The organism is Nocardia carnea (assembly GCF_029868325.1).
GTDB lineage: Bacteria > Actinomycetota > Actinomycetes > Mycobacteriales > Mycobacteriaceae > Nocardia > Nocardia carnea_C.
Window position 1 is genome coordinate 18,361 of the sequence record NZ_JARWNW010000234.1, and the last position, 25,806, is coordinate 44,166.

At 68.5% G+C, this 25,806-nt stretch carries 22 protein-coding genes; 10 read left to right on the forward strand and 12 right to left on the reverse strand.

What is annotated here, in order from left to right; translation table 11 throughout:
* Positions 1-12: 12 nt before the first annotated feature.
* From QH196_RS19740 to QH196_RS19760, 5 genes are all read right to left on the reverse strand, one after another.
* A complete protein-coding gene (locus tag QH196_RS19740) occupies positions 13-1,755 on the reverse strand; it encodes a CocE/NonD family hydrolase (protein WP_280417285.1) in 1,743 nt (580 codons plus the stop codon).
* Positions 1,756-1,806: 51 nt separating this feature from the next.
* Positions 1,807-3,147, reverse strand: a complete 1,341-nt coding sequence (locus QH196_RS19745) for an MFS transporter (RefSeq protein ID WP_280417286.1) — start codon at positions 3,145-3,147, stop codon at positions 1,807-1,809.
* Positions 3,148-3,443: 296 nt separating this feature from the next.
* Positions 3,444-4,202 carry an SDR family oxidoreductase gene (locus tag QH196_RS19750; RefSeq protein WP_280417287.1) on the reverse strand — a complete coding sequence of 253 codons (759 nt, stop codon included), beginning with the start codon at positions 4,200-4,202 and terminating at the stop codon, positions 3,444-3,446.
* The gene (locus QH196_RS19755) at positions 4,199-5,014 is read right to left on the reverse strand and encodes an enoyl-CoA hydratase/isomerase family protein (protein ID WP_280417288.1); all 816 of its coding nucleotides are present in this window, start codon (positions 5,012-5,014) and stop codon (positions 4,199-4,201) included. Before QH196_RS19755 ends, QH196_RS19750 begins: the two co-directional genes overlap by 4 nt.
* On the reverse strand, positions 5,011-6,690 hold the full coding sequence (locus tag QH196_RS19760; RefSeq protein ID WP_280417289.1) for an AMP-binding protein: 1,680 nt from the start codon (positions 6,688-6,690) through the stop codon (positions 5,011-5,013). Before QH196_RS19760 ends, QH196_RS19755 begins: the two co-directional genes overlap by 4 nt.
* A gap of 131 nt (positions 6,691-6,821) precedes the next feature.
* On the opposite strand from QH196_RS19760, the gene QH196_RS19765 reads away from it, so the two are divergent.
* Complete coding sequence (locus QH196_RS19765) at positions 6,822-7,448, forward strand: TetR/AcrR family transcriptional regulator (RefSeq protein ID WP_280417290.1); 627 nt, start codon at positions 6,822-6,824, stop codon at positions 7,446-7,448.
* 464 nt (positions 7,449-7,912) lie between these two features.
* Here QH196_RS19765 and QH196_RS19770 read toward each other — a convergent pair whose 3' ends face one another.
* Positions 7,913-8,110, reverse strand: a complete 198-nt coding sequence (locus QH196_RS19770) for a hypothetical protein (protein ID WP_280417291.1) — start codon at positions 8,108-8,110, stop codon at positions 7,913-7,915.
* A gap of 416 nt (positions 8,111-8,526) precedes the next feature.
* Between QH196_RS19770 and QH196_RS19775 the strand changes: the two genes are divergently transcribed.
* The 5 genes from QH196_RS19775 (at position 8,527) to QH196_RS19795 (ending at position 15,551) form a co-directional block, all read left to right on the forward strand.
* Complete coding sequence (locus QH196_RS19775; protein WP_280417292.1) at positions 8,527-9,753, forward strand: cysteine desulfurase family protein; 1,227 nt, start codon at positions 8,527-8,529, stop codon at positions 9,751-9,753.
* Between the two features lie 3 nt (positions 9,754-9,756).
* Positions 9,757-10,857, forward strand: coding sequence for a tRNA 2-thiouridine(34) synthase MnmA (gene mnmA, locus QH196_RS19780; RefSeq protein ID WP_280417293.1), 1,101 nt, complete (start codon positions 9,757-9,759; stop codon positions 10,855-10,857).
* Positions 10,854-11,891, forward strand: a complete 1,038-nt coding sequence (locus QH196_RS19785) for a methionine synthase (protein WP_280417294.1) — start codon at positions 10,854-10,856, stop codon at positions 11,889-11,891. The genes mnmA and QH196_RS19785 overlap by 4 nt, the downstream gene beginning before the upstream one ends.
* Before the next feature lie 209 nt (positions 11,892-12,100).
* Entirely contained in the window at positions 12,101-14,245 is a 2,145-nt protein-coding gene (gene ligA / locus QH196_RS19790) for an NAD-dependent DNA ligase LigA (protein WP_432279518.1), read from the forward strand.
* A 61-nt stretch (positions 14,246-14,306) separates the two neighbouring features.
* The gene (locus QH196_RS19795) at positions 14,307-15,551 is read left to right on the forward strand and encodes an AAA family ATPase (RefSeq protein ID WP_280417296.1); all 1,245 of its coding nucleotides are present in this window, start codon (positions 14,307-14,309) and stop codon (positions 15,549-15,551) included.
* An 18-nt stretch (positions 15,552-15,569) separates the two neighbouring features.
* Here the strand turns inward: QH196_RS19795 and QH196_RS19800 are convergent, their stop codons facing one another.
* Positions 15,570-15,773, reverse strand: coding sequence for a hypothetical protein (locus QH196_RS19800; RefSeq protein ID WP_280417297.1), 204 nt, complete (start codon positions 15,771-15,773; stop codon positions 15,570-15,572).
* Between the two features lie 443 nt (positions 15,774-16,216).
* Here QH196_RS19800 and QH196_RS19805 point away from each other — a divergent pair, with 443 nt between their 5' ends.
* Complete coding sequence (locus QH196_RS19805) at positions 16,217-16,546, forward strand: hypothetical protein (RefSeq protein ID WP_432278116.1); 330 nt, start codon at positions 16,217-16,219, stop codon at positions 16,544-16,546.
* A gap of 5 nt (positions 16,547-16,551) precedes the next feature.
* On the opposite strand, the gene QH196_RS19810 is transcribed toward QH196_RS19805, so the two are convergent.
* On the reverse strand, positions 16,552-17,202 hold the full coding sequence (locus tag QH196_RS19810) for an amino acid-binding protein (protein WP_033241261.1): 651 nt from the start codon (positions 17,200-17,202) through the stop codon (positions 16,552-16,554).
* Positions 17,203-17,449: 247 nt separating this feature from the next.
* On the opposite strand from QH196_RS19810, the gene gatC reads away from it, so the two are divergent.
* Together gatC and gatA are read left to right on the forward strand one after the other, a co-directional pair.
* Complete coding sequence (gene gatC / locus QH196_RS19815; protein WP_280417298.1) at positions 17,450-17,749, forward strand: Asp-tRNA(Asn)/Glu-tRNA(Gln) amidotransferase subunit GatC; 300 nt, start codon at positions 17,450-17,452, stop codon at positions 17,747-17,749.
* On the forward strand, positions 17,746-19,218 hold the full coding sequence (gene gatA, locus QH196_RS19820; protein WP_280417299.1) for an Asp-tRNA(Asn)/Glu-tRNA(Gln) amidotransferase subunit GatA: 1,473 nt from the start codon (positions 17,746-17,748) through the stop codon (positions 19,216-19,218). Before gatC ends, gatA begins: the two co-directional genes overlap by 4 nt.
* Positions 19,219-19,720: 502 nt before the next feature.
* On the opposite strand, the gene QH196_RS19825 is transcribed toward gatA, so the two are convergent.
* The 4 genes from QH196_RS19825 to QH196_RS19840 all read right to left on the reverse strand — a co-directional run bounded on the left by QH196_RS19825 (position 19,721) and on the right by QH196_RS19840 (position 23,767).
* On the reverse strand, positions 19,721-20,167 hold the full coding sequence (locus tag QH196_RS19825) for an SRPBCC domain-containing protein (RefSeq protein ID WP_280417300.1): 447 nt from the start codon (positions 20,165-20,167) through the stop codon (positions 19,721-19,723).
* 9 nt (positions 20,168-20,176) lie between these two features.
* Positions 20,177-21,121, reverse strand: coding sequence for a hypothetical protein (locus QH196_RS19830; protein ID WP_280417301.1), 945 nt, complete (start codon positions 21,119-21,121; stop codon positions 20,177-20,179).
* A gap of 124 nt (positions 21,122-21,245) precedes the next feature.
* Positions 21,246-23,018 (reverse strand): alpha/beta-hydrolase family protein, encoded by a 1,773-nt coding sequence (locus QH196_RS19835; protein WP_280417302.1) that lies wholly within the window; start codon positions 23,016-23,018, stop codon positions 21,246-21,248.
* On the reverse strand, positions 23,015-23,767 hold the full coding sequence (locus tag QH196_RS19840; RefSeq protein ID WP_280417303.1) for a hypothetical protein: 753 nt from the start codon (positions 23,765-23,767) through the stop codon (positions 23,015-23,017). The genes QH196_RS19835 and QH196_RS19840 overlap by 4 nt, the downstream gene beginning before the upstream one ends.
* A 249-nt stretch (positions 23,768-24,016) precedes the next feature.
* On the opposite strand from QH196_RS19840, the gene QH196_RS19845 reads away from it, so the two are divergent.
* Positions 24,017-25,177: a sensor histidine kinase gene (locus QH196_RS19845; RefSeq protein WP_280417304.1), complete on the forward strand. Its 1,161-nt coding sequence runs from the start codon at positions 24,017-24,019 to the stop codon at positions 25,175-25,177.
* Positions 25,178-25,806 lie beyond the last annotated feature (629 nt).

Genomic DNA, 25,806 nt, shown 5'->3' on the forward strand with positions numbered 1-25,806 from the left:
TTGTTGTGGGTGTTACTGGTTGGGGAGTACCGGCACTTCGAGATAGGTCTGGGGTCCGTGGTTGATGGTTACCAGTCCTGCTGGTGCGGTGGGCTGCACTCGGGGGAAGTCGCCGCTGCTGAGGGTGACCCGTAGTTTTTCGCCGGTTTTGAAGCGCCAGTGTGTGTGACCGAGATCGATGGTGTATTGCACCGGCGCGTTGGCGGGTACGGGTTCTACTTTCTCCAGTGAGGTCCGCAGTTGCGCGCGCAGATTGCCGGTTTCGATCGGCAGAACTCGGCCGTCGGTGGTGACCGCCTCGAGTTTGCTGATGAAGTAGGTGTCGGCTGCGGTGATGGAGGCGTTGAGGTGCAGGGTTACCGGTCCGGCGACGACGGTGTCCTCCTCATAGGCGGGCAGTGTGAAGGTTGTGCGATCGGAGTTGTCACGTCCTTTCGAATTGGTGGAACTTACTTCGCTCTCGGCTTGGTCGACGGTGGGTTCTGTGGGGACGTTGCCGGTCTGACCGACGGAGGGCCCGTCGTAGGGATTGGCCGAATACGTGGTCTGGCCCGGGGCCGAGGGCTGATCGGCCAGTTGTCCTCCAGGTGCGGGGTAGAGGCGCTGATTTTCGACTGTTGGGGCGGGCCATTGAGCGTGTTTGGTCCATCGGCCGCCCCCGTGCTCGGAGGTGGATTCGAAGCTGGTGACCCGATCCGCGGGGAGGTCGGCGCCGTCGCGCTTGGAGACCCAGTGATCGAACCATTGCAGAACGGTGGCGTAAGAGATGGCGACTGCTGGGTCGGGGTCGTTTGGGCCACGATTCTTGCCCGGCACTGAGAAACCGCCGGCGTGGTCCCACGGGCCGTACAGCAGCCACGTCTGCTCCGGTTTCTGCCGGAAGGCATCGAAGCCGCCAGCTTTGAAGATGTCGAAGTAGCCGCCGACGTAGAGCACCGGCACGTTTGCCGAGGCGAGTTTGTTCGTTGTGGCGACCTGCTTCCAGTATTTGTCGTAGGTGGGGTGGTTCTGGAAGCTGCGCAGGGTGTCGGCATGGGCTTGTGGGCTGATGATCGGCGCTTCGGTTGCCCACCAGGTGCCATCGGTGGTGGGGACGCCGCCGGGGTAGACCCACTCGGCGTAGATGTTGGTCGGCGAGACCACGGGAACGATGGTGCGCAGGTGAGGGGGGTTGAGTGCGGCCACGCGGTAGGCGGTGATCGATCCGTAACTGCCGCCGACTTGTCCGACGTCGCCGGTGGAGTACGGCTGGGCGGCCAGCCATTCGATGAGGTCGTAGTTGTCGAGGGGTTCCACCGGTTGGAACCACGACGGGAATTCACCGCCGGACTCGCCGCTGCCGCGCACGTTGCAGACCGCGACGTTGTAGCCGCGTTCAGCCAGGTACTCGGACTGGTTGTCCGACGCGTCGAGTGCATACGGGGTGAAATTCAGGACGACGCTCGGATATCTGCCGTCGCTGGCTTTCCCGTCGTGTCCGGGACGGAAAAGATTGCATGCCAGGTCGGTTCCATCCCGGGTGGGAACGCGCACGGCCGTTTTGACGGCGTCGAAGTCGGCTTGGCGATCGTAGGCCAGCCACTGGCGTACATCGTCGGGTCCGGGGGCATCGATCAACTGCGCTTGCCCGGAGGCGCTGGAGTCGGAGTCCCGGCCTTGCGACGACGACGGGTCCGTGGAGCAGCCGGCGAGGACGAGTGCGGCACCGAGGGCCGCCGCCACTTTCAGGGCGAACGGTCGTGTTGTCGGTTTCAAGGGTATTGCACTTCCTTTCGGAGTTCAGTCGTGGGCGGGTTCACGTGATCGTCAGAGCGCCCGGTGGCGGGTTTCGGTGAGGATTGCTGTGCACACGAAGCTCAGGACTCCGATCGCGGCGAGCATGATGCCGATGGCGAACGCTCCGTAGGAGGCGGCCAGGGGCGCGGCGACCAGTGGTGGGACGGCGCCGCCGAGTACGCCGCCGAGGTTGTAGCCGAGACCTGCGCCGGTGTAGCGGTGCCGGGTTTCGAACAGTTCGGGCAGGAAAGCGCCGATCGGGCCGTATGCGATACCGAAGATCATCAGCGTGATACAGATCCCGGCCAGGAAAGCGATCGGGTTCCCGGTGTTGAGCAGGGGGAACAGGGCCAGTGACCACACTGTCGCTAGCCCGGCCGAGCAGAGGATGACCTTGCGCCTTCCGATTCGGTCGGAGTACATCGCGGAGACGATGATGGTTGCCGCGAACGCGACTGCCGCGGCGATACCGGCGACGAGGACGAAGGGCCGGCTGAAGCCGAGTGTTGTGGTGCCGTAGCTGGTGAGATACGCGGTGCCCATATAGAAGAAGGCGAACACGATCGCCAGCGCGCCGGCCGACAGCAGGATCTCGCGTGCCTGGCTGCGCCAGGCGCCCAGGAACGGTGCACGCTCGGTAGTGGATTCGGCTGCCTGGCGTTCGCGGTCGGCGCGGAAGACGGGGGTTTCCTCGATCGCCAGCCGCATGTAGAGGCCGATGAGTACCAGCACTCCGGAGAAGAGGAACGGCAGGCGCCAGCCCCACGACAGGAATGCTTCGTTGGTATCGCCCAATAGCGCACCGGTGACGAGGAAGGTGCCGCTCGAGAGGGCGAAGGCGATGGCCGGGCCTAGTTGCGGGAACATCGCATAGAGCCCGCGTTGGGCGGGTGGAGCGTATTCGGCGGTGAGGAGATTGGCTCCGGCCCATTCACCGCCGACCGCGAAGCCTTGACCGAACCGGAGGACCACCAGTGCGATGGGCGCGACGACACCGATGGCGTCCGCTGTGGGTAGACAGCCGATGAGCACCGTGGATACGCCCATCAGCAGCAAGGTCGAGATCAAAGTTGCCTTGCGGCCGATCCGGTCGCCGAAGTGGCCGAACAGCATCGCACCGGCCGGAAGTGCGATGAACGCGACCGCGAAGGTGGCGAACGAGGCCACGGTCGCGGCGACCGACCCCAGTGCGGGGAAGAACACCGTGGGGAACACGAGTGCCGCGGCGGTGCCGTAGATGAAGAAGTCGTAGAACTCGATCGTCGTGCCGATGCAGCTGGCGATGGCCACGCGCACGACGCCGGTTTGCCGTGATCGTGTCGTGGTATCGGCCGTGGTGGCCGGTGGGTGATCGCCGAATGACGTACTCATATCGGATGCTTTCTCGCGAGGAGCCGGCGCACAGGACCGCCGGATTGCGGTGATATCCGCAGACAGGGGGGTGTGACTGCTGTCACTCACCCAGAGGTACGGTACTACATCGGGTACTGAAAATGTAGTAAAAGTACCCAGATATTTCGTTCGGAGCGAACACCGAGCGAACGCGTCAGCGGGTGCGAGCACGCCGCTATGCCCGGCCCGCCACCAGGGCAGTGAGTCGGGCATGGCGACGATGTTCGGTTGAGCTCAGGTGCACCGGCTTTCGGCTGCCGGATGGTCCGCGGTCGTTATCGGATGGAGGAGCCGATGCCGAGGCCGCCGTCGACGTCGAGGACGATGCCGGTGATGTAGCGGGCGGCCGGGGAACAGAGGAAGGCCGCGGCTTCAGCGATATCGGCGGGGTCGCCGCTGGTGCGCTGCGGCACTTTGGCGATCAGTTTGTCGCGGGCGGCGGCATTCATGGACGCCAGCATGGGTGTTTCGATGAGGCCGGGGGCGATGGCGTTGGCGGTGATCCCGTTGCGCGCCGTTTCCAGGGCGAGGGTTCGGGTAAGCCCGACGATGCCGGCTTTGGCGGCTACGTAGTTGGCTTGGCCGAAGTTGCCGCGCCAGCTCATGGAGGAGAACGACAGGATGCGCCCGTAGTTGCGTGCTCGCATGTGGGGCAGGGCTGCGCGCGCGCAGTAGAACGTGCCGGACAGGGAAACGTCGATCACCGCGTGCCAGTCGGTGTCGTCGATGTTCTCGGCGCGGTTGTCGCGGATGATGCCGGCGGCATTGACCAGGACGTCGAGGCGGTCGTAGCGGTCGGCGAGCCCGTCGATCCAGGCCGTGACCTGTGTGGAGTCGGTGACGTCCAAGGCATGGGCGTCGGCGGCTCGGCCGGTCGCGGTCGTGATCTGTTGGGCGGTGTTGCGGGCGGCGTCGATGTTGATATCGGCGATCGCGACCGTGGCGCCTTCTCGGGCGAACTGGTGTGCCATGGTGGCGCCGAGGCCTTGGGCGGCACCGGTGATGGCTACGACCTGGGAATCGAAGCGGTTCATGATGCTCCTGTCTGCGAGATGACGTCGGGTGCGGGTGTTGCGCGGCGGGCGAGGAACCGTGCGAGCGCCGCCGGCACGTCGTGGGTGCTCCAATGGGAGTCGAAGACATCGAGTTCGAATGCGAATCCCTCGTGGGGGCCGAGCTCGTCTAGGTCGAACAGGAGCCGTTTGAACGCGTGCTGGGCCGCGCCGCGGCGCGCGGCCAGGGTGCTGGCGGCTTCGGTCGCCGCGTCGAGCAAGGTGTCCCCGGGGACGACGCGGTGGAGCCAGCCGGTGGCAGCGAGTTCGGAAGCGGGCAGCAGTTCGCCGGTCAGTGCCAGCCACCGGGCCATAGAGGGGCCGAGCTTGCGAGGCAGTCGCACGCTTGCTCCACCGGCCGGCAACAGATCGTTGCGGACGTGGCCGTCGCCGATGAGCGCGGTGTCGGCCGCGAGGACGATATCGCAGGCCAATGCCAATTCCATGCCACCGGCGACGGCGTGACCGTTCAGTGCGGCCACCACCGGCAAGGGCGTGGTTTCCAGGCGCGTGCACAGTGCAGAAACGTTGCGCAGGAAGCCGATCGGGGATTGTCCGGCGTCGTGCAGCTCGAGGAAGTACTTCAGGTCCGCACCGGCGCAGAACGACGGGCCGGCTCCGGTGAGCACGATCGCCGCGGCACCGGGATCGGCCTCGGCGGCGCTGATCGCGTGTTCCAGTCCGGTGATCACCTCGGGGTTGAGTGCGTTGCGGTGGCGGGGCCGGTTGAGGGTGACGATCCGGAGCGGTCCCTGTTCGGTGACCAGTACGGCCTCGTTCCCGGTGGCGCTCATGACGAGGCACTTTCGGTGCTGAGCTGCTCGCGGCGCTGCCTGCGCAGTTCAGCTCGCTGGATCTTCCCACTGGGCGTTTTCGGCAGCGCGTCGACCACATGAATCCGGCGCGGATAGGCATGGGCAGCGTAGTTGGTCTTGACCCATTGCTGCAGTTCGCCGGCGATCGAGGTATCGTCGCCCGTCTGGTTCGCGGCGAGGACGACGTAGGCCTCCACCACTTCTCCGCGGACGCGGTCGGGCGCGGCGACTACCGCGCACTCGACGACCGCGGGATGAGTCAGCAACACCGATTCGATATCGAACGGGCCGATGCGATAGCCGGCCATCAAGATCACATCGTCGTCCCGGGAAGAGAATCGGATGAGCCCATCGGCGTCGATGGCGGCTATGTCACCGGTAAGGAAATACCGGCGCTGCTCGCGACCACCGGCGTCCTCGATCTGCTCTTCTCCGGTGCCGCGGAATCGTGCCGCCGTCGCGGCAGCGTTGTCGGCGTACCCGGTGAAGGTCATCAGGACGCTGGCGGCGACATCGACGGCCAGTTGGCCGATTTCGCCGGACTCGGCGACGATATCGGAATCGGGACGCAATACCGTCATGGTCCAGCCGGGCAGAGCCGCACCCATCGCGCCCTCGAGAATGGGATGCTCGAGAAGCGGGTGATGGGCGTAGCCGATCGGCATCCCCAGTTCGGTCTGACCGTAGTGATCGTGCACTTGCAGACCGAGCGCTTGCCGGGCCCACTCGTTGACCTCCGGTGTCAACGGTTCACCGGCACTGGACAGCCGGCGCAGTACTAGTCCCTGCGGCACTCCCGCCTCGTCGGCGAGTAGACCGCGGTACACCGTCGGGGCGGCCGCGAAATCGGTGACCTGCAGATTCTTCAACACCCGCCAGGTCGTCTGCGCGGTGAACCCTCCTCTGACCAGGATGGTGCCGACTCCGGCCGCCAACGGCGCCACGATCGCGGTGTAGAGCCCGTAGGCCCACCCCGGATCTGCACCACACCAGAACACACTGTCCGCTTCGACGCCCAGCCCGAACTCCAGATAGCTCTGCCACCCAGCCGCATAGCGCACGGGATGCACCACGGCCTTCGGCTTCCCGGTGGTACCGGAGGTGAACATGTGCACCAATGACCCATCGCCGCCGACCGCCACCGACCCCTGCTCGGCCGCAGCTGCATCGGTGATCGACGAGGTCTGCTCGTTCAGGATCGCCGCGGACTCGTGCGCGCCGTTGACGATGAGCTGCCACGGCCCAGCAGGCACTTTGCCGGCCTGGTCGTCATCGGCGACAACCACCGCGACTGCGGCATCGGTGAGCCGCGCGGACACTGTTGCCGGCGCGAACGCGGTGAACAACGGCACGTACACCGCACCCAGCCGCCAGATACCGACCAGCACAGCCAGCAGCTCGGGGCTCTTGCCCATCAGGGTCGCCACCCGATCACCACGGCCGACACCACGATCGGCCAACACAACTGCAACCCGTCGGGACTGCTCGGCGAGCTCGCCGAAAGTCATCGTGCGCACCGAGTGATCGGTGTCGACGAACGTCAACGCGACGGCGTCGGGCCGGTGGCGATCACACAGCAGATGGGCGACGTCGACCTGAGCGCCGGTAAAGCTTGCGAGAATGTCGAGGACGCGCGCCTCGATAGGAGATGTCATGTCCCACTCCGTTGGGGATTGTCGAACTTGGGTACCGAAAGAATTCTGAAAGTACCCAATAAAGTACCCCATGGTTGGAGGGTGCGGAAAGGGGGACCTGCACGTTGCCCTGCCTGTGCCAGACTCTCGGCATGGCAGCTGTGTCCCCGCGTGCGCGATCATCGGTGAAAACCCCCCGCCGACGGCGGGTGGACTCGACACGTAGAAACGATCTGCTCGACAGCATCGAGCAGATCTTCCTCGACGAAGGATTCACCGCGGTCACCATCGGAGAACTCACCGAACGACTGCACTGCTCCCGGGCAACGCTCTACAGCGTCGCCCAGACCAAAGAGCAGCTGGTCGTTCTGGCCACCAAGCAGTTCTTTCGCACGTCGGCCGAGTGCATCGAACGGCGCGTCGCCGAGAAGTCCGACCCCCGCGAGCGCATCCTCACCTACCTCAGCGGTGTCGCCGAGGCCATGCGGCGCAACTCGCAGGCCTTCTACGACGATATGGTCGCCTTCGCTCCGACGGCCGAGGTCTACGCCCGCAACACCGAGCGCGCCGCCGCACGGGTGCGCGAGCTCATCGATGAAGGAGTCGCCACCGGACAGTTCCGAGCCACCGACGGGAACTTCGCCGCACAACTGGTGGCCCTCGCGATCGAAAGTGTGCAATCGGGGGTGCTACTTGAGCGCACCGGGATGACTGCTGCCGACGCATTCAACGAACTCGGAACTCTGCTACTCAACGGACTCCTCCGCGGTGCCGACTGACCTCTTCGGCCTCGTCGTCACCGAGAGGCGTCGATGGTCGAGTCGACACGGCGAAGGGCAGTTTGCGCTGCCGAGCAATCGGGGTGGGCGGATGGAAAATCGAGTGGCATCGGCATCAAGGAGGCGGCGGCCGGTCGGCTGGACGACGGGAAGTTCGTTCGACTATGTGTGCGGGATTGCCACCGCAACGAGGAGTCGGCATCCGACGCACTGGGCCACCCTCGGGCCGTGGAGAGCGATACTGCACCTGGCTTCTGTAAGACCGGCAATATTCGATGCCGCTCACGGTCGGCAAACCCCCAGGGCCGCCCGCAGCTGGCCATCGGTCTCCACGGCATCCGTGTGTTCCGGAGTGGGCACTGGCCGGTGAGCTGTCCCGCTCAGCGGTCAGTGCCCCGGCTGCGCCGCTACGCCATCGCCATGACAATTCTGTAGCGCCGATCAGCGACGTGGATTCGGCTGGACTACATGAAGAGCAGGCGGCCGACGCGGGTAGCGAATTCGGGGTCGTCGGGCGAGGCTTCGTGGCCGAAGCGGTCGGCAAACACCGCCTCGGCCAGTTGGCGGCGATTGGGCAGCTTATCGCGCTCTGCCGCAGCCAATGCGGCAGGCAGCTCATCTTTTGTGAGGTCGGTACAGTAGGCCGGTGCGCCCGGACGCACCCTCCATATCGACAACGGTAGGCGCCGACACCTCCTCCGTCAAAGCGGCGCTGCGATCGCGCGCACCCGCCTCACCCGACGTCGAACGCGTCCAGGCCTTCGACATGACCATGGGATGGACCCGCTCACCAACCTCCACGAGATCCGGCGTGCGGTTCATCTCCGCGCGGCCCTGGTTCGATCCGGGGACTATCGACTAAGGGTTGGTGCGCCGGCCCGGTGGCTCCCCTCGATCATGTGACTGCCTGGCAGGGCTCCATCGGGTGCCCTGCTCATGCCGTCCCGAAGCATGGTTTCGGGAATACCGGATGCCGATACTCGTGTTGGAAGTCCTGGGAAAATCGTAGAAAAATCGTAGAAAGCGGGGGTGGACCCCAAAGATGCCCAGGTCAATGGTGGTATAGGCTTTGTCGGTCATGAAATCGGCTTTTCCGGGTGCGGTCAACGGTGTGCCCACGACGGTTTACCTCGATCATGCGGCGACCACACCGATGCTGCCCGCCGCCATCGAGGCGATGAATACTGTCTTCGGGTCGGCCGGGAACGCGTCCTCGCTGCACGGATCGGGCCGGGCGGCCCGCCGGCGGCTGGAGGAGGCCCGCGAATCCATTGCCGCCGATCTGGGGGCCCGGCCGTCCGAGGTCATCCTCACCTCCGGCGGTACCGAAAGCGATAATCTCGCGGTCAAGGGTATTTTCTGGGCCCGCCGCGATGCCGATCCCCGATGTACCCGGATCCTCGCCGGTGCCACCGAACATCATGCGGTGCTCGACGCCGTGGAATGGCTGGAACGGCACGAGGGTGCGCGGGTCACCTGGCTGCCGGTGGATTCCGACGGCATCGTCGCGCCGGAAACCCTGCGCGCCGAACTCGCCGACAATCCCGGCGAGGTAGCGCTGGTCACCGTGATGTGGGCGAACAACGAGGTCGGGTCCATCCAGCCGATCGAGGAACTGGCGGCCATCGCGCGCACGGCCGATGTGCCGATGCACAGCGACGCGGTGCAGGCCGCCGCGCAACTTCCCATCGATTTCGGGGCGAGCGGGCTGGCGGCGGCGAGTTTCGCCGGCCATAAGCTCGGCGGGCCGCACGGAGTGGGTGTGTTGCTGCTCGGGCGGCAGGTGGGCTGTGTTCCGTTGCTGCACGGTGGCGGGCACGAGCGCGACCTGCGGTCGGGTACCTCCGATGTGGCTGCCGTGGCCGGGCTGGCCGCGGCATTGCGGCAGACCGTGGCGGAAATGCCCGCGCGGGCAGAGGAACTGATCGCGCTGCGCGACGAACTCATCGCCGGGGTGCGCCGGATTGCCCCGGACGCGGTGCTCAACGGCCCGCACGACGACCGCCGGCTGCCGGGTAACGCCCATTTCACCTTCCCGGGTTGTGAAGGTGATTCGCTGCTGATGCTGCTGGACGCCGCGGGGGTGGAATGCTCCACCGGTTCGGCGTGCACGGCGGGAGTCGCCTCGCCGAGCCACGTCCTGATCGCGATGGGGGTCGAGCCCCGGGAAGCGCGCGGATCGCTGCGGTTCTCGCTCGGGCACACCTCGCAGCGGGCCGATATCGAGGCCCTGCTGGAAGTATTACCGCAAGTGGTGGAACGAGCCAGAGCCGCCGGCCTGGCCGGTGCGAGAGGAGGTGCGTAGCGTATGCGCGTACTCGCCGCGATGAGTGGTGGAGTCGATTCGGCGGTGGCGGCGGCACGGGCTGTCGACGCCGGACACGAGGTGGTCGGGGTCCATCTGGCGCTGTCGAGCGCGCCGGGCACCCTGCGAACCGGTTCCCGGGGCTGCTGCTCCAAGGAAGACGCCGGTGACGCCCGCCGGGCCGCCGATGTGCTCGGTATCCCGTTCTATGTCTGGGATTTCGCCGACCGGTTCAAGGAAGACGTGATCGACGATTTCGTCGCCGCCTATGCCGCGGGCGAAACGCCGAACCCGTGCCTGCGCTGCAACGAGAAGATCAAGTTCTCCGCGCTCGCCGACCGGGCGGTGGCCCTCGGCTTCGATGCCGTGGTCACCGGGCACTATGCGCGGCTGACCGACGGTGTCCTGCGCCGGGCCGTGGACGCGGACAAGGACCAGTCCTACGTGCTGGCGGTGCTGACCGCCGAACAGCTGAAACGGGCCATGTTCCCGGTGGGCGACACCCCGAAGCCGCAGATCCGCGCCGAAGCCGCCGACCGCGGCCTCGCGGTGGCCGATAAACCCGACAGCCACGACATCTGCTTCATCCCCTCCGGCGACACCCGCGCCTTCCTCGGCGCGAAGATCGGGATCCGGCCGGGCGCGATCGTGGACTCCGGCGGCGCCGAACTCGGCCGCCACGACGGAGTACACGGGTTCACCATCGGCCAGCGCAAGGGCCTCGGCCTGCCCGGGCCCGGACCGGACGGCAAACCGCGCTACGTCACCGAAATCGACCCGGACTCCGGCACCGTGCACGTGGGCTCGGCCGACGATCTGCAGGTGTGGTCCATCGACGCCGAACGGGCCGTCTGGACCGGCGGCACGGCCCCCGATGGCCCGGTCGACTGCGTGGTGCAGGTCCGGGCGCACGGCGGTACCGCCCCGGCCACCGCGGAAGCGGTGGGCGACGGGTTGCGGGTGCAGTTGCACGAACCGCTCAGCGGTGTCGCGCGTGGCCAGGCCGCGGTGCTGTACCGGCCCGACACTGCCGGGGACGTGGTCCTGGGCAGTGGCACCATCGCCGCCACCGCGCGCACGGCACCCGCCGGCGCGTCCCGATGAACCAGGCCGGATTCCCGGCGGGGGTGGCGACAGGGGTCGGCTCCTGGCCGGGGACCGACCCGCGCGAGGCCGCCGCGGTGATCGTCGGCGAGCTGCCCGGACTACCGCATCTGGTGGAACTGCCCGCGCGGGGTGTGGGCGCGGATACGGTCGGGCGGGTCTCGGCCCTGCTGGTGGATATGCGTTTCGACACCACCCCGCGCGGCTACCGGCTCGCCGCGCGGCCGGGTGGAGTCTCGCGGCGGGCACACGATCTACTGCGCACCGATCTGGACGCCCTGCAGGAAGCCTGGGAGAACGCCGGGCTGCGCGGGTCGGGCCGGCCGGTGAAGGTACAGGCGGCGGGCCCGCTGACGCTGGCGGCGGAGGTGGAACTGCCCGGCGGCCACCGGGTACTCACCGACCGCGGTGCCGTGCGGGATCTGGCGGATTCGCTCGCCGAAGGAGTGGCCGCTCATATCGCCGAGATCGCGAGGCGGCTGGAAACCGAAGTCGTCCTGCAACTGGACGAACCGCTGGTGGCCGATGTGCTGAACGGTTCGCTGCGTGGGGCCAGCGTGCTGAACACGGTCCGCGCCCTGCCCGAACCGGAAGCATTGGCGGTCCTCGACGCGGTGCTGACGTCACAGCGGGTCCCCACCCTGGTGCACACCTGCGCGAACCGGCCGCCGCTGGATTTCCTGCGCCGAAGCGCGGCAGACGCGCTCGGATTCGATCTCGCGACGCTGTCCGGGACCGCGGGTCTCGACGCGGTCGGACAGGCGCTGGACGCGGGCAAACGCCTCGTGCTCGGGCTGGTGCCGACCAGCGCCCCCGGTGCCCCGGTGACCTGGCAGGATATCGCCGAACCGGGCGCTCGGCTGATGGACCGCCTCGGGTTTCCCCGCGCGACCCTGGCCCGGCAGGTAGCGGTGAGCCCGGCCTGCGGACTCGCCGCAGCCTCGCAGAGCTGGTCCCGTGACGCACTACGACTCACCGCCGACGCCGCGAAAGCCTTCGAGCAGGACCCGGAATCGCTGGTACCGCAGTCGTAGCTGTGAGCTGTGAGCTGTGAGCTGTGAGCCGGCGACGAGTGCCGCGTTGTCCGCGAGCAGTCGTCGTGCAGCCGCGGAAATCGGCTGTCCGCGAGTTGGCCGCCGAACTTCCTCCAGGCGGCCCGATTCGCCCGGATCGGGGCGGCGACGTGCCATAACGGTGGGCCGGAGTGTCGGTGGGCTCGACTAATCTGCGAGATGTGAGTGAGATCGGAACCCCCACCGAACGGGATACCCCCACCGGCGAGGCCGCGCCCGCGCCGGCCGCCGGGGAGGAACGCGCGCGTTGGCAGGAGCTCGCCGATACGGTGCGCGAACATCAGTTCCGCTACTACGTCCGGGATGCGCCGATAATCTCCGACGGCGAATTCGACCGGCTGTTCCAGCAGTTGCTGGCGCTCGAGGACCGGTACCCCGATCTGCGGACCCCTGATTCGCCCACCCAGTTGGTGGGCGGTGGATTCGCCACCGATTTCACCCCGGTGGATCACCTCGAGCGGATGCTCTCCCTGGACAATGCCTTCTCCGAGGCCGATATGCGGGCTTGGGCCGCGCGGGTCGAGGAGGAAACCGGCCCCGATCTGCATTATCTGTGCGAGGTCAAGATCGATGGGGTGGCGCTGAACCTGGTGTATCGCCACGGCAAGCTGGTACGCGGCGCTACTCGCGGGGACGGGCGCACCGGTGAGGATGTCACGCTCAACGCGCGCACCATCGAGGACGTCCCCGGGGAGCTGACCGCCACCGCGGAGTTTCCCGTACCCGAACTGCTGGAAGTGCGCGGTGAGGTGTACTTCCGGCTCGAGGATTTCGAAACGCTCAATGCCGCGATCGTGGCGGAGGGTAAGCCGCCGTATGCGAATCCGCGGAATACCGCGGCCGGTTCGCTGCGGCAGAAGGATCCGGCGGTCACCTCGCGGCGGCGGTTGCGGATGATCTGCCACGGTCTCGGGCGAGCCGAAGGTTTCACCCCGCGGTCCCAGCACGAGGCCTACCGCGCGCTCGCGGCCTGGGGGTTGCCGGTGTCCTCGCATACCGAGCTGGTCAGCGGGGTCGATGCCGTGCTCGCGCGGATCGCCTACTGGGCCGAGCACCGCCACGATATCGAGCACGAGATCGACGGTCTGGTGGTGAAGGTCGACGAGCTGCTGCTGCAACGCCGGCTCGGTTCCACTTCGCGGGCACCGCGCTGGGCCATCGCGTACAAGTATCCGCCCGAGGAAGCCACCACGAAGTTGCGCAATATCGCGGTGAACGTCGGGCGCACCGGCCGGGTCACGCCGTTCGCGGTGATGGAACCGGTGGTGATCGCCGGGTCCACGGTCGCGATGGCGACCCTGCACAATGCCGCCGAGGTGGTGCGCAAGGGTGTGCTGATCGGCGATACCGTCACGATTCGTAAGGCCGGCGATGTGATCCCGGAAGTGCTGGGCCCGGTGGTCGATGCCCGCACCGGCGACGAACGCGAATTCGTGATGCCGACCCACTGCCCGGAATGCGGTACCGAACTGGCCTACGAGAAAGAGGGCGACGCCGATATTCGCTGCCCCAACCAGCGCACCTGCCCCGCCCAGCTGCGGGAACGGGTATTCCATGTGGCCGGCCGCGGTGCGTTCGATATCGAGGCGCTCGGCTACGAGGCGGCGGTCGCGCTGCTGAATTCCGGCGCCATCACCGACGAGGGCGATCTATTCGATCTCGATACCGACCGGCTGCAGAATGTTTCGCTGTTCATCAACAAGAACGGCAGCCTCTCGGCCAACGGCCGGCGCCTGCTCGATAATCTCGCCGCCGCCAAGGACGTCCCGCTGTGGCGGGTTCTGGTCGGCCTGTCCATCCGTCATGTCGGTCCGACGGCGGCACGCGCCCTGGCCGCCGAATTCGGCAGCCTGGAACGGATCGAACAGGCGTCCCTGGAAGAGCTGTCGGGAGCCGAGGGTGTCGGTCCCACCATCGCCACCGCGGTCGCGGAATGGTTCACCGTCGATTGGCATCGCGCGATCGTGGACAAATGGCGCGCCGCCGGGGTCCGGATGGCCGATGAGCGCGACGAATCGATCCCGCGCAACCTCGAGGGCCTGTCGATCGTGGTCACCGGATCGCTGCAGGGGTATTCGCGCGACGGCGCGAAGGAGGCGATCCTGCAGCGCGGCGGTAAGGCCGCCGGATCGGTGTCGAAGAAAACGGCTTTCGTGGTGATCGGTGATTCCCCCGGTTCCAAAGCCGCCAAGGCCGAAGAACTCGGTGTCCCGATCCTCGACGAGGACGGTTTCCGCACGCTGCTCGAATCCGGTCCGGATGCGGTGCGCCCGGCCGGTGAACCCGGTCCGGAAGCAGATACACCGCCGGAGTAGGTGCGACACGGGCGCGGTCCCGGTGCTGCGGTCCGGTGGCGGGGCACGGCAGGATGGCGGGATGCTGCGCAGTTTTCGGGTGTCCAACCACAAATCGCTGGCCGACCTACAGGAATTGCGGTTGACCCGCGGCAGTGCGCCGGTGGCGGTGCCGGTGACCGCGATACACGGCGGGCCCGCGGCCGGTAAATCGAACCTGGTGGACGCGCTGGGGCAGATGCGTGCGGCGGTGTTGCGTTCGGTAACCGGCTGGGATCCCTACGCCGGGCCGGAGCGGGCGCCCCATCTCGGGCATACGGGGCAGCCCTCCGAATTCGAGGCCGTGTTCATCGCCGAGGAGACGCCCTACACCTACGGGTTCCGGCTGGATGCGGCGGATGTGGCGGCCGAATGGCTCTACAGTCATCCCCGGTCGCGGAAGCGGATCGTGTTCGAACGGGAGGGCGAGGCGGTGCGGGTCGGGCCCATGTTCGAGGCCGCGCGGTTCGGGATCACCGCCCTGATACCGCTGGTGCGGCCGAACTCGCTGCTGTTGAGCCTGGCCGGGCAGATGTATGCGGAGGCGCTGGTACCGGCCTACCGCTGGTTCGAGACGATGCTCGAGGTGTTGCACGGCACCGGCGATATCGACTCGGTCGAGCTGCGGGTGGGGTCGCATCTGTCGCGGTCCACCGAGAACGCCGCCCGGCTGCTCACCCTGCTGCAGACCGCTGATCTCGGGATCACCGATCTGCTCATCGCGCAGAACGATCCGGGCTACGCCGACTACCTGCGCGATCTCGACGCCGATATCGCAGCCTTGGGCGAACAGACCGATCGCGCGGCGGGCTCGGCGGCGTACGCGGCGCAACTGGAACTCGACAGTGGGCTCACCGCCGCGCAGCTGGCCCGCGAACTGACCAATATGCGCAATGCCCGCGATGCGCTGTACACGCGCATGGTGGCGCGGCGCGGCGTCGGGCTGCGGCTGGTGCACACCGGTGTCGACCCGGTGTTCACCCTGGCCGAAGAATCCTCGGCGACGGTGGCGCTGCTGCGGCTGCTACCGGTCCTGCTCGACGCCTTGGACGCCGGCAAGGTACTCGTCGTCGACGATATCGGCGCGCACCTGACCGTCGAAGAGGCGGACCGGCTGATCCAGCTGTTCCAGAACCCGGAAACCAATACCCGCGGTGCGCAATTGGTGTACACCACCGGCGACCGCGCCCTCGTCGACCGCGGTAACGGCCGTTCGGCGCGGACCCGGACCGGTGTCTGGGCGGTCCGCCGGTCCGACGCCGGTACGAGCACCCTCACGATGTCCTGAAGCCCGGCGGGGTCTGGGCTAGCTGCTCGGTTGCGGGATTGTGCACCCCATCTTCGGGTTCATTCCCATGTAGTTCAGCGGTCCGGCGAGGACCGTAACCGCCAGGGTTGCGGCGTGGGAACACTCGGCGGGTGGTTCGTTGAAATAACCGCGCTGTCCGGCGGCGACCAGCCCCGCCACGAACCACACGAGGATGACAATGCTGACTACTCGGCTTCCCATGGCACCTGCTCGAATCGATGAGTCCGGCATATCGATCGTTTCCTTCCACATCGGTACTTTCCGGATACCCCGTGGTGGCGGGCTGATGCGCCGATGACGGTGGTGTCATACAAACAGGAGCATTCCGGCGGGGGTGCCGATCTTTCTTCGGTGCACGGGGTTTTGCGGGAACATTCCGCCGCCCGGGGTTCGACCGGCCGGTGCCGAATCGCGGCGTGGCTGTATGCCGTTCGGCCGCGCAGGGGCTGCGGGCCGAGCCGGACTTCACGAAACGCCCAGGGGCGAATATGCCGCGCGGCGGAGTCCGTTCGTCGTTTCGTCTCCGGGCTCGGCTCCTACCGGCACATCGGCGGCGTGGCGCCGAGGCTTGTGCAGTCCGCGCCGCTGTGGGCGTGTCGGCGTACCCGGGCGAAGGCGAGGCGCGGTACGCCTACCATGGGGGTGTGTTCGAACTGGCGATGCTGGCGGTCATGGTGGCTGCACTGGTCGGGATGCTGGTCCTGGTGTTCCGGGGGCGGCGGGGTACCGCGTTGCCGCAGGACGCCGAGGTCGGGTCGTTGTATCTCACCGGGGTGAGCCCGCGGCCGGAGGCGATGGGCGAGCAGTTCGTCACTCTCACCGGAAACCTTTCCGGCCCTTCCGAACCTGGGAAAGTGGTGTACGGGCGGCTGGTGTGGGATGCCGCCTACTGGCCGGCCATCGGCGATACGCTCACCGTCGCCTATCCGCCCGGTAAACCGGATCGGTGGCGGATCATCGAACCCGGGAAGTAGGGGCCTCAGCCCAGGACGGTGGCCACGATCCCGGCGAGGTAGCCGAGGCGCGCCACCTCCGACGGCCGGAAATCGGGTCCACCGGGACGGCCGAGCAGCAGCGCCTTACTGGACGGACCCAGCGGCGCGGCCGCCATCTTGGTATCCATATCGCGCCAGATCTCGGGCACCCAGTCCGCGTCGGCGTCGAGGGCGAGCGGTTTCTGCAGCGGCATCCACGGCACCGAAGCCGCCTGGGTCTGCGGCGCACTCTGGCTGCCGACCAGCCGGTAAGCGCCCTGCGGGCCGATATCGAGTACCGTGCTCCAGCCCACCCGCAACACGCGCGGGATACCGTCGACCAGTACCTGTAAGCGGTCGTCGCGGGCGTTGGCCACATTGTCGATGAGTTCGAGTTCGCGGTGGGTGTCGAGAACACCGGAATAGGGCCGGATCGAATCGACCCGCACATCGCCGAGCGATTCCGCGGCGGTGATGAGCGTATCGGGAAGTGCGTTGGGGGCGATCTCGACCACCAGATCGTCGACGGCGAACCCGGCGCCGCGTTCGACCACATCCAGCGAGAGGATATCGGCGCCGACGGTGCCGAGTGCCACCGCCAATGACCCGAGGCTTCCCGGACGATCCGGAAGTTGCACGCGGAGCAGATATGACACGTGCGTTTCCCTTTCCTTCTGCGGCCGAGGCTCTGGACGAATACCCGGTCTGCCCATCCTTACACCCATTTCGGGCGGTTATCGACTCGAATTGTGCGCGCTGACCGCCGCGCAACGATAGCGAACGGTGTGAATCGGGTGGCCCGAGGTACTCCTGTGGCCTCGCGACCGACCCCGCGCGGCGGCACCATTAGGCTGTTCGTTGCTCGTGATCCGTATCCGAACTACACGCCGAAAGGGGTTCGCGGTGACCGCCATCTCCCGCGACGAGGTCGCACACCTCGCCCGGCTGTCCAGGCTCGCCCTGTCCGAGGCCGAACTCGATCAGTTCGCCGGACAGCTGGATTCGATCCTCAGCCATGTGGCGACCATCTCCGAGGTGGCCGCCGCCGATGTTCCGGCCACGCCCTCACCTGATCCGGTGTCGAACGTGACCCGCCCCGACGAGGTCCGTCCCGGGCTCAGCCCCGAGCAGGCCCTGTCCGGTGCACCGGCCAGCGAAGACCAGCGGTTCCTTGTTCCGCAGATTCTGGGAGAGGGCGAATGAGCGACCTGACTCAGCTCGAGGCATCCGAGCTCGCCGCCAAGATCCACGACCGGGAAGTGTCGTCGGTGGAGGTGACCCGGGCGCATCTGGACCGGATCGCCGAGGTCGACGGCGAATATCACGCCTTCCTGCATACCGCCGGTGAGCAGGCGCTGGCAGCCGCGGCCGAGGTCGATACAGCGCTCGCCGGCGGGAAAGCGCCGGCCTCGCCGCTGGCCGGTGTGCCGCTGGCACTCAAGGACGTGTTCACCACGACCGATATGCCCACCACCTGCGGGTCGAAGATCCTCGAGGGCTGGGTGGCGCCCTATGACGCCACCCTGACCTCCCGGCTGCGTGCCGCCGGTATCCCGATCCTCGGGAAAACCAATATGGACGAGTTCGCGATGGGTTCCTCCACCGAGAACTCCGCCTACGGGCCGACCAAGAACCCGTGGGATACCGGGCGGATCCCCGGCGGCTCCGGTGGTGGTTCGGCGGCGGCGCTGGCCTCGTATCAGGCGCCGCTGGCGATCGGCACCGATACCGGTGGGTCGATCCGGCAGCCGGCCGCGGTCACCGCGACCGTCGGCACGAAACCCACGTACGGCACGGTGTCGCGGTACGGGCTGGTCGCCTGCGCTTCCTCGCTGGACCAGGGCGGTCCCTGCGCCCGGACCGTGCTGGACACCGCGCTGCTGCACGAGGTGATCGCCGGGCACGATCCGCGCGATTCGACCTCCCGCAATGTGCCGGTACCGGCGGTGGTCGAGGCCGCGCGCCGGGGTGCGGGCGGGGATCTGCGCGGGGTGAAGATCGGGGTGGTCGAGGAACTGCACTCCGACAGCTACCAGCCGGGCGTGCTGGCCTCCTTCGATGCCGCGGTAGGTGTGCTGAAGGAGCTCGGCGCGGAAGTGGTCGAGGTGTCCTGCCCCCATTTCGAATACGCGCTGGCGTCCTACTACCTGATCCTGCCCAGCGAGGTCTCCTCCAACCTGGCCCGCTTCGACGCCATGCGGTACGGCCTGCGCGTCGACGACGACGGTAAGCACAGCGCCGAGCAGGTCATGGCCGCCACCCGGGCCGCCGGGTTCGGGCCCGAGGTGAAGCGACGCATCATGATCGGCACCTATGCGTTGTCGGCCGGGTACTACGACGCCTACTACGGTCAGGCGCTCAAGGTGCGGACCCTGATCGCGCGCGATTTCGAGCAGGCCTACGAACAGGTCGACGTGCTGATCTCGCCGACCAGCCCGTTCACCCCGTGGAAGCTCGGTGAAAAGGTCGACGATCCGCTGGCGATGTACCTGTCGGACCTGTGCACGCTGCCCACCAACCTGGCCGGGCATCCGGCGATGTCGGTGCCGTCGGGTCTCAGCCGCGACGACGGGATGCCGGTGGGCCTGCAGATCATGGCGCCCGCACTGGCCGACGACCGGCTGTACCGGGTGGGTGCGGCCTACGAGGCGGCGCGCGGGCCGATCGCCTGAGCTTGTCGTAGCGCTCACAGATTCCGGCCGCGGGCGGTGATCCTTTACGGGTTGCCGCCCGCGGTCTATCGGGCGTGTTCGGCAAGAGGTTGCGCTCGGTAGCGCCGCCGCGGGGAGCCGGTGTTGCGGGCGCCGGGGCCGGCCCCGGGTAGGGGCCCGAATGTTTCTGTAAGAATCCGTCGCCGTCGCCGTCGCCGTCGCCGTCGCCGTCGCCGTCGCCGTCGCCGTCGCCGTCGCCGTCGCCGTCGCCGTCGCCGTCGCCGTCGCCGTCGCCGTCGCCGTCGCCGGCCGGTCGGCGGTCGTAGGCGAATCGGAATCGACTCATGCGCCGCCTGGCAGTGTGGATACGCCCACCTCGTAGGCGGTTGGCAAGCAGGACTGGACAGCGTCGAGTCGCAGTCCATAGCTCGTGTCCGCGGGCATCGGCGTGGCCTCCGCCGGCGTGACCCGTGCCGTGTGGGTCTGGCGGCTCAGGCCGAGCGAGGTCGCTCGGGCGGCGGGATCAGGAGGCCGCGTGCCGACGTTCGGCTTCGCGTTCCACCGCGGTGGTCATCCCGGGGAAACCGCGCCGGAAACCACGGCCGAACAGGAGGCCCACCAGCGGCGCCAGCCACCCGGCGAGTTCGAAATGCGATTCGTAGCGGGTGCGGTTGTCGCCGAGGGGGGTCAGGGTGTGGGAGCGGTTGCTGCGTAGCGCGCCGAGCGGGAGCGGTTTCATGGAGTAGCCGAACTCCCGGCCCGGCGTGACGGTGTGGATGAATTCGCGCATGGGGATCGGCAGCGGCATCAGCTGTTGGACCCGCATATCGATCGGCGCGCCGACGGTCAGGTCCGCGCGGCAGCGACTGATGAAGGGATTCCAGTCGCTGTACCGGTCGAAATCGGTGAGGACCGACCACACCACGTCGGCGGGGGCGTCCACTTCGACCACATCGTCCACAACAAGCACGCCCCCAAACTAGAACGTGTTATAGGCGGGGTCAACCGGGGCCTGACTCTGCCGGGCAGGAGACTTCCCGGGCACCGGGAGCCGCGGTAGCTGCGGCAGCGGGACGGGCTCCACCGGCAGCCGGATCAGGCCGGGCAGCGCAAACCGTGGGCGGCGGCGGGCGGCCCGGGCCGACGCCACGATATGGCCGGGCCGCGCCGGTAGACCGCGATGACCGCCGGTGCCGACGACCGCCGGGCGGCGGATCCGTCGATGCAGCCGCCGCACACCCAGGACCAGCCCGGCGACCGCCGTCAGCCCGAACGTGACCAGCCGCAGCAGCCACGGCTGGGTCGGATGCTCGGTCGCGGCCTGGGTCGCCGCCTGCGTGAAGGTTTCCACCACCGGCACCCCGTAGTGCTGGCGGCGTGAGTTCAGCTCCACCGCGGTCGCCGCAACCGAGGCCAGGGTTTCGCAGCGGGTCCGCACCATCGGCTCGCCGTGCGCATCGCAGGCCTGGTGCAGCCGCACACCCAGGGTGCGGTCCAGCTCCTGCCGGGCCCACGGGCCGAGCGGGGCGCCGACGCTGTCGGCGTAGCGGAGCAGGTCGTAACCCAGGTCGTGGGCCATACAGGCGGTATCGAACTCCGGCGGCAGTTCGACCGGTGACGAACAGTCGCCGTCGGGTGCCACGAGCACGCCCTGGCGCAGGACGGGGTCGTAGCCGGAATAGGTCGCGAAGTCGCGCGGTATGGCCGCCGTGGCAGCCTTACCCGGATCACCCGAAGTGAGTCCCACCACCGCGAGTCCGGTGGGGCCTGTGATCGAACCGTCGAAACCGACGGCGTCGGAGGCGGGAGCGGATACCGCCGTCAGCGCCAGACTGAGCAGGGCGGCGCCGGCGAGCGCAGGTGGCGATATCCGCCGCAACCGGCGCCGTTTCCGGCGCCGGTGATCGTCACTGGGTGAAGCCATGGTGGGACACCTTAAGGGCAGAACCTGTGCGTTTCCGAACGGCACCGTAGGCGGTACGGGCCGGTGCGGGCGCGGTGGCGCGCCCGCATCCGGCGGGCAAACCCGCGCGCACCGCTGTCCGCCGCTATCCGCAGCCCGTGAGAGCGGTGCCCTGATCCACGCCGTAGCGGTGACCGTGACCGGGTGGCGCGGACAGGGCGCCCAGCAGGTCGGCGGTGGTCTGGACGAAACTCACCACCGGCAGCCAGCCAGGGGCCGGAGCGTCGCGACGAGCGCCGGTGAGATCCGGCGGCCGCCACAGCAGGCCGGGTGACCAGTGCACGACCGGGTCGGAGGTATTGGCCAGGATCGCCGTCCGAGCGCCCGGCTCCCGGCCGCCGCCGCCCGGCATACCCGACCACAGCACCGAACACGCCCGGCGGTTCTGTTCGGCCGCCCCGGCGAACACCGCGCTACCGCCGAGCGCGCCGAGGCTCTGCCCGTAGAGGTGCAGCCTAGGCGGGTCCGGCAAAGTCGCGGCATGCTCTTCGATAGCTGTGAAGAGCGCGCGCGCCGACGCCGCGGCCGAATCCCGGCCCAGCACGAACGTCGCCCAGCTCGGCAGGTGGGAATACTGCAACGCCGTCACGGCGAAATCCGCACCGAACCGTTCCCCGAATCCGCGCAGGGCTCGCGCGTCCACCCACCCCGAACCGGTGGGCACGGCCACCACCAGATGCGAGCGGTCGAATCCGCCGGCCCGATCGAGTTCCCGGACCGCCAGTTCGGCTCGCGACGCCAGATCGGGCGCCGACCGCAATCCGACATACACCCGCACGGCACCGGCCGGGCCGTTCGTCACGAACCGCTGCCCCTCACGACCCAGCGAGTCCCAGCTCACCAGGGACTCGGCGCTACCGGATCGGGTCATCGCCACCGGCTGCACGAGGCCGGAATCGGTGCCACCGCCACCGGCCGCGGCGACCCCCGGAATCCCGAAGAAGGCCACCGGCAGCGTCGCGACCAGCGCCGTCGCCAACCCCCGCGACCACCCGATCCGCCGTAGCAACCGGCCGGTCCCGGAACCCACGGCAACCAGGACGACGGTGACCACCAGCGACCCGGCAGCCCAGAAGGCCCAGTACTCCGGTCCGATGCGCGCGACCCCCATGGCGTCGCGCAGGGTGTTCTGCCACGCCGCCGCATGAACCAGCGCGGTCACCACACCGACGACGGCGGACGCGAGCACCAGATGCCGTACGGTTGGCACACCGGCGAAGCCATCCGGAACCGACCGGCGCAGGCGCCCGGTGGCTATGCCCCGGTATCTACGGATGAGCATGCCCAGGCGCCGGTCGGTGAGCTTGCCCGATGGTAGATCGGTGGTGTGATTGCCCTGCGCTCCGGTTGCGCCGGTGGTCATGGGCGCCGAGGGTGGTCGGCCGTTGTGGCCCCGGCGGACCGGGTCGGCTGTCTGCTCGCCGGGCAAGCCTGAGGCCCGACTGCCGACGGTGCTCGAACGGCCCCGGCGTGGGAGGTGTCGCCCCGGGTCGTTGCGCCGGCGGCGGGAGAGGATCGGGTTGGCGCGCCGGCAGCGGGAGAAGAGGGACCCGGCGAGTTGCGCGATGCCCAGCAGGGCGATGACCAGCACGGAGGTGAGTAGGGCCTGGGCGGCGGCGGAGCGGGGGAGCAGGCCGGGGGCCAGCGACAGGATCGTGCCCAGCGCCACCGCGAGGGTGACACCTACCGGGAAACCGCGGCGTGCCAGGCGGCGAAGATCACCGGGTGCGTTCGTATCGGATGTCGCCGGGCGGAGCGGGGGAGCCGCTACCGCGGTACCGGTTCGGTCGAGCGGCCGTAGGAGAAGGGGTGCCGGCGACCAGAGGGGCTGGGCCGCGGCCGGGGTGATGTGTTTCATGCGAACTCCTGCCGGAACGGGATCACCGGGAACGCGGCGCGCGGGGAAATGGCCGGCGATGTGCGGCCGCGTAACGCCGGGCGGCCGAACCGGCCACCCGCGCAACTACGCCAGGTCAGCAACGCCGCGAGCGCGGTGAGTACCAGCGTCAGCACACGCGGCAGCCAGGCCGCGGCCGTCTCGGCGAACGAAAAATGTTCGACCACCGGCACCCCGTAGCCCTGCCGCCGCGAATTGAGGTCGACCGCCGTCGCGGCGATCCCGGCCAGGGTGGTGCAGCTGGTGCGGGCCATCGGGTCCTGGCGGTGCCGGCACGCCGACAGCATTCGGTCGGCGAGGGCGCGATCGAGGTCGCGCCGGGCCCACCCGCCGAGCGGGTGACCGCTGTGCTGGGCGTAGCGCAGCAGGTCGTATCCGAGGTCGTGTGCCTTGCAGGCGGTGTCGAACTCCGCGGGCAGCGGAACCGGTGACGAGCACGATCCCTGTGGGGCGACCAGGATTCCGTCGACCACCGCCGGGCGGTATCCGGTGACGGCGCCGAAATCGCCGGGAAGCTGCGGTGCGGCAGCGGTATCGGTCAATGCGCGGACAGCGACCGCGGCCGGGGTGGTGTCGGCCGCCGGTCCGGCGGCGTCGGCCGTGGGGACCGCGAGCAGCGATGCCGCCGCGGCGATCCCCGCGACGGCGAGCGCGGCGGGCCGGCGGCGCACCGAGGCCGGGCGGTGCGCGGCAGAGTTCGAGACAACCATGGTCGTGACGGTATGAATCGATAACGGTCGCGGCCGTCCCGCTCAGGAGCGGTTCCGGGCCCGCCCCGGGCGGTGAGGGCCGGGGTGGTCTACCCCGGGTGTACGGGTCCGATTTCACCCCACGGTATGAGGTGGATCCGGGTGGCGGTTCGTAATGTCGGTGCCATGATGGAGATCGGCGCCGGGCAGCCGGCAGCGAAGTCACTGCCTCTCCGGAGCAGGCTCGCCCGCCTCGGACCCCGGTGGTGGGTGGATGCAGGCACGGTCTTCGTGGTGCTGGTGTTGTTCTCGGTGGCCTGGCCCACCCTGCACCTGACCCATGACGTGCCGTGGTCGATCGCCCCGCTCATCGCGGCGTTCGCCGCCCTGCCGGTACTGCTGATCCGGCGCAACGCGGCGCTGGGCTGGGCCGTCTCCGCCGGTTCGGCGTTGTTCATCGCGCTGGCCGTACCGAACGAGCCAGGTGAAGCCCTGCCCTTCCAGGTGGTGCATATCGTCGCCCTGTACTTCCTGGTCTTCGGGGTGGCGTTGCGGTCGCCGCCGCCGCTGGTGGCGGTGGTGTGGGCGGCGACATCGCTGCTGCTGGGCGCGGCGCTCTCGGAGGAGGGGGTCGGCGCCGATCCGTGGGCCTGGCCGGTTTCCCTGGCCGCGACCGTGTTCGTCGCGGTACTGCTGCGGTCGCTGATCCGTTCACGTTCCGAGCTGAACCGGCAGACCGAAGTCAGTGAACTCGAACGCGCGCGGCGCACCATCCTCGAGGAGAAAGCGCGGATCGCCCGCGATCTGCACGATGTGGTAGCGCACCATATGTCGCTGGTGGTCGTGCAGGCGCAGACAGCCCCGTACCGCGTGACCGGTGTGAACGACGCCGCGCGGGCCGAATTCGAATCGATCGGCGCCACCGCGCGGGAGGCGCTCAACGAGATCCGCGGCCTGCTCGGTGTATTGCGCAGCGACGGTCAGCTCGCCGAACACACCCCGCAGCCCACCGCCGTGGACTTGGAAGCGTTGTTCCAGTCCGCCACCCGGGCCGGGGTGGATCTCACCTGGTCGGTCGAGGGCCCGCTCGCGGCGATACCCGACACCGTGGGCTCCGCGCTGTACCGGATCGTGCAGGAATCGCTGGCCAATGCCGGCCGGCACGCCCCCGGCGCCCCGGTCCGGATCGGAATCGACTGCGCCGAAACCGTCACCCTCACCGTCGTCAACGGTCCGGGCACCGGTCCGTCGGCCGCCGGCACCGGCGGGCACGGAATTCCCGGCATGCAGGCACGAGCCCTGGCGGTCGGCGGACGGCTGACGGCGGAACCGACGGCCGACGGCGGATTCCGGGTCAGTGCGCTGCTACCCCGCACCGTCGCGATGGACCTGTCCACGCCGGCCATCGCCCAACCCGGCACACCCGCCTGATCCGATCCAGGTGGGTTCGCCCTGGCCGAGCCGTTCGGTGGTTTCCGGCAGCGCGGTGCCCGCCCGGCGTAGACGTGGCGCTGCGGCTATCACACCAGCGCACAACGTCTCGAATGGCCCGGAAACCCCGTGCTGTCAACAGATCACCGAATATCCGCCGGCGTGCCCCACGCCGTCCGAACCCGGCCAAGGCATTGACGGCAACCGAATTGCCCTCGTCGATCCTTCGATCGGGCGTGCGTGCCGTTTCCGGCGGTGTGGTTCCGATAGCAGGCACGCGGCCTGTCTCGGAACTGGACCGTCCGGGCAGAGGCCGAACCGGTGCGATACTCCGCACCGGTTGCCAGAGCGTTCGTGGCCGACTTCGCCGGACCAGATGCTCCCTCCTGGCCTTGTTGTGGCCCACCCCACAGGTTCGGGGCCCGTCTCGTTCTGGAGCGACGGAGCGGGGGAGCGAAGCGGAGGAGTGAAGAACGAGACCTCCAGGGCCCCGAACCCGGGGCGCCCGGGGGGGGGGCCGCCCCACACCACATTTAAGTTGGGGGGGGGGGGTTAAGGGGTGTTTTGGCGGCCGGCGGGGCGGGGGGGGGGGGGGGGGGGGGGGGGGGGGGGCGGGCCCCCCCCGAAAA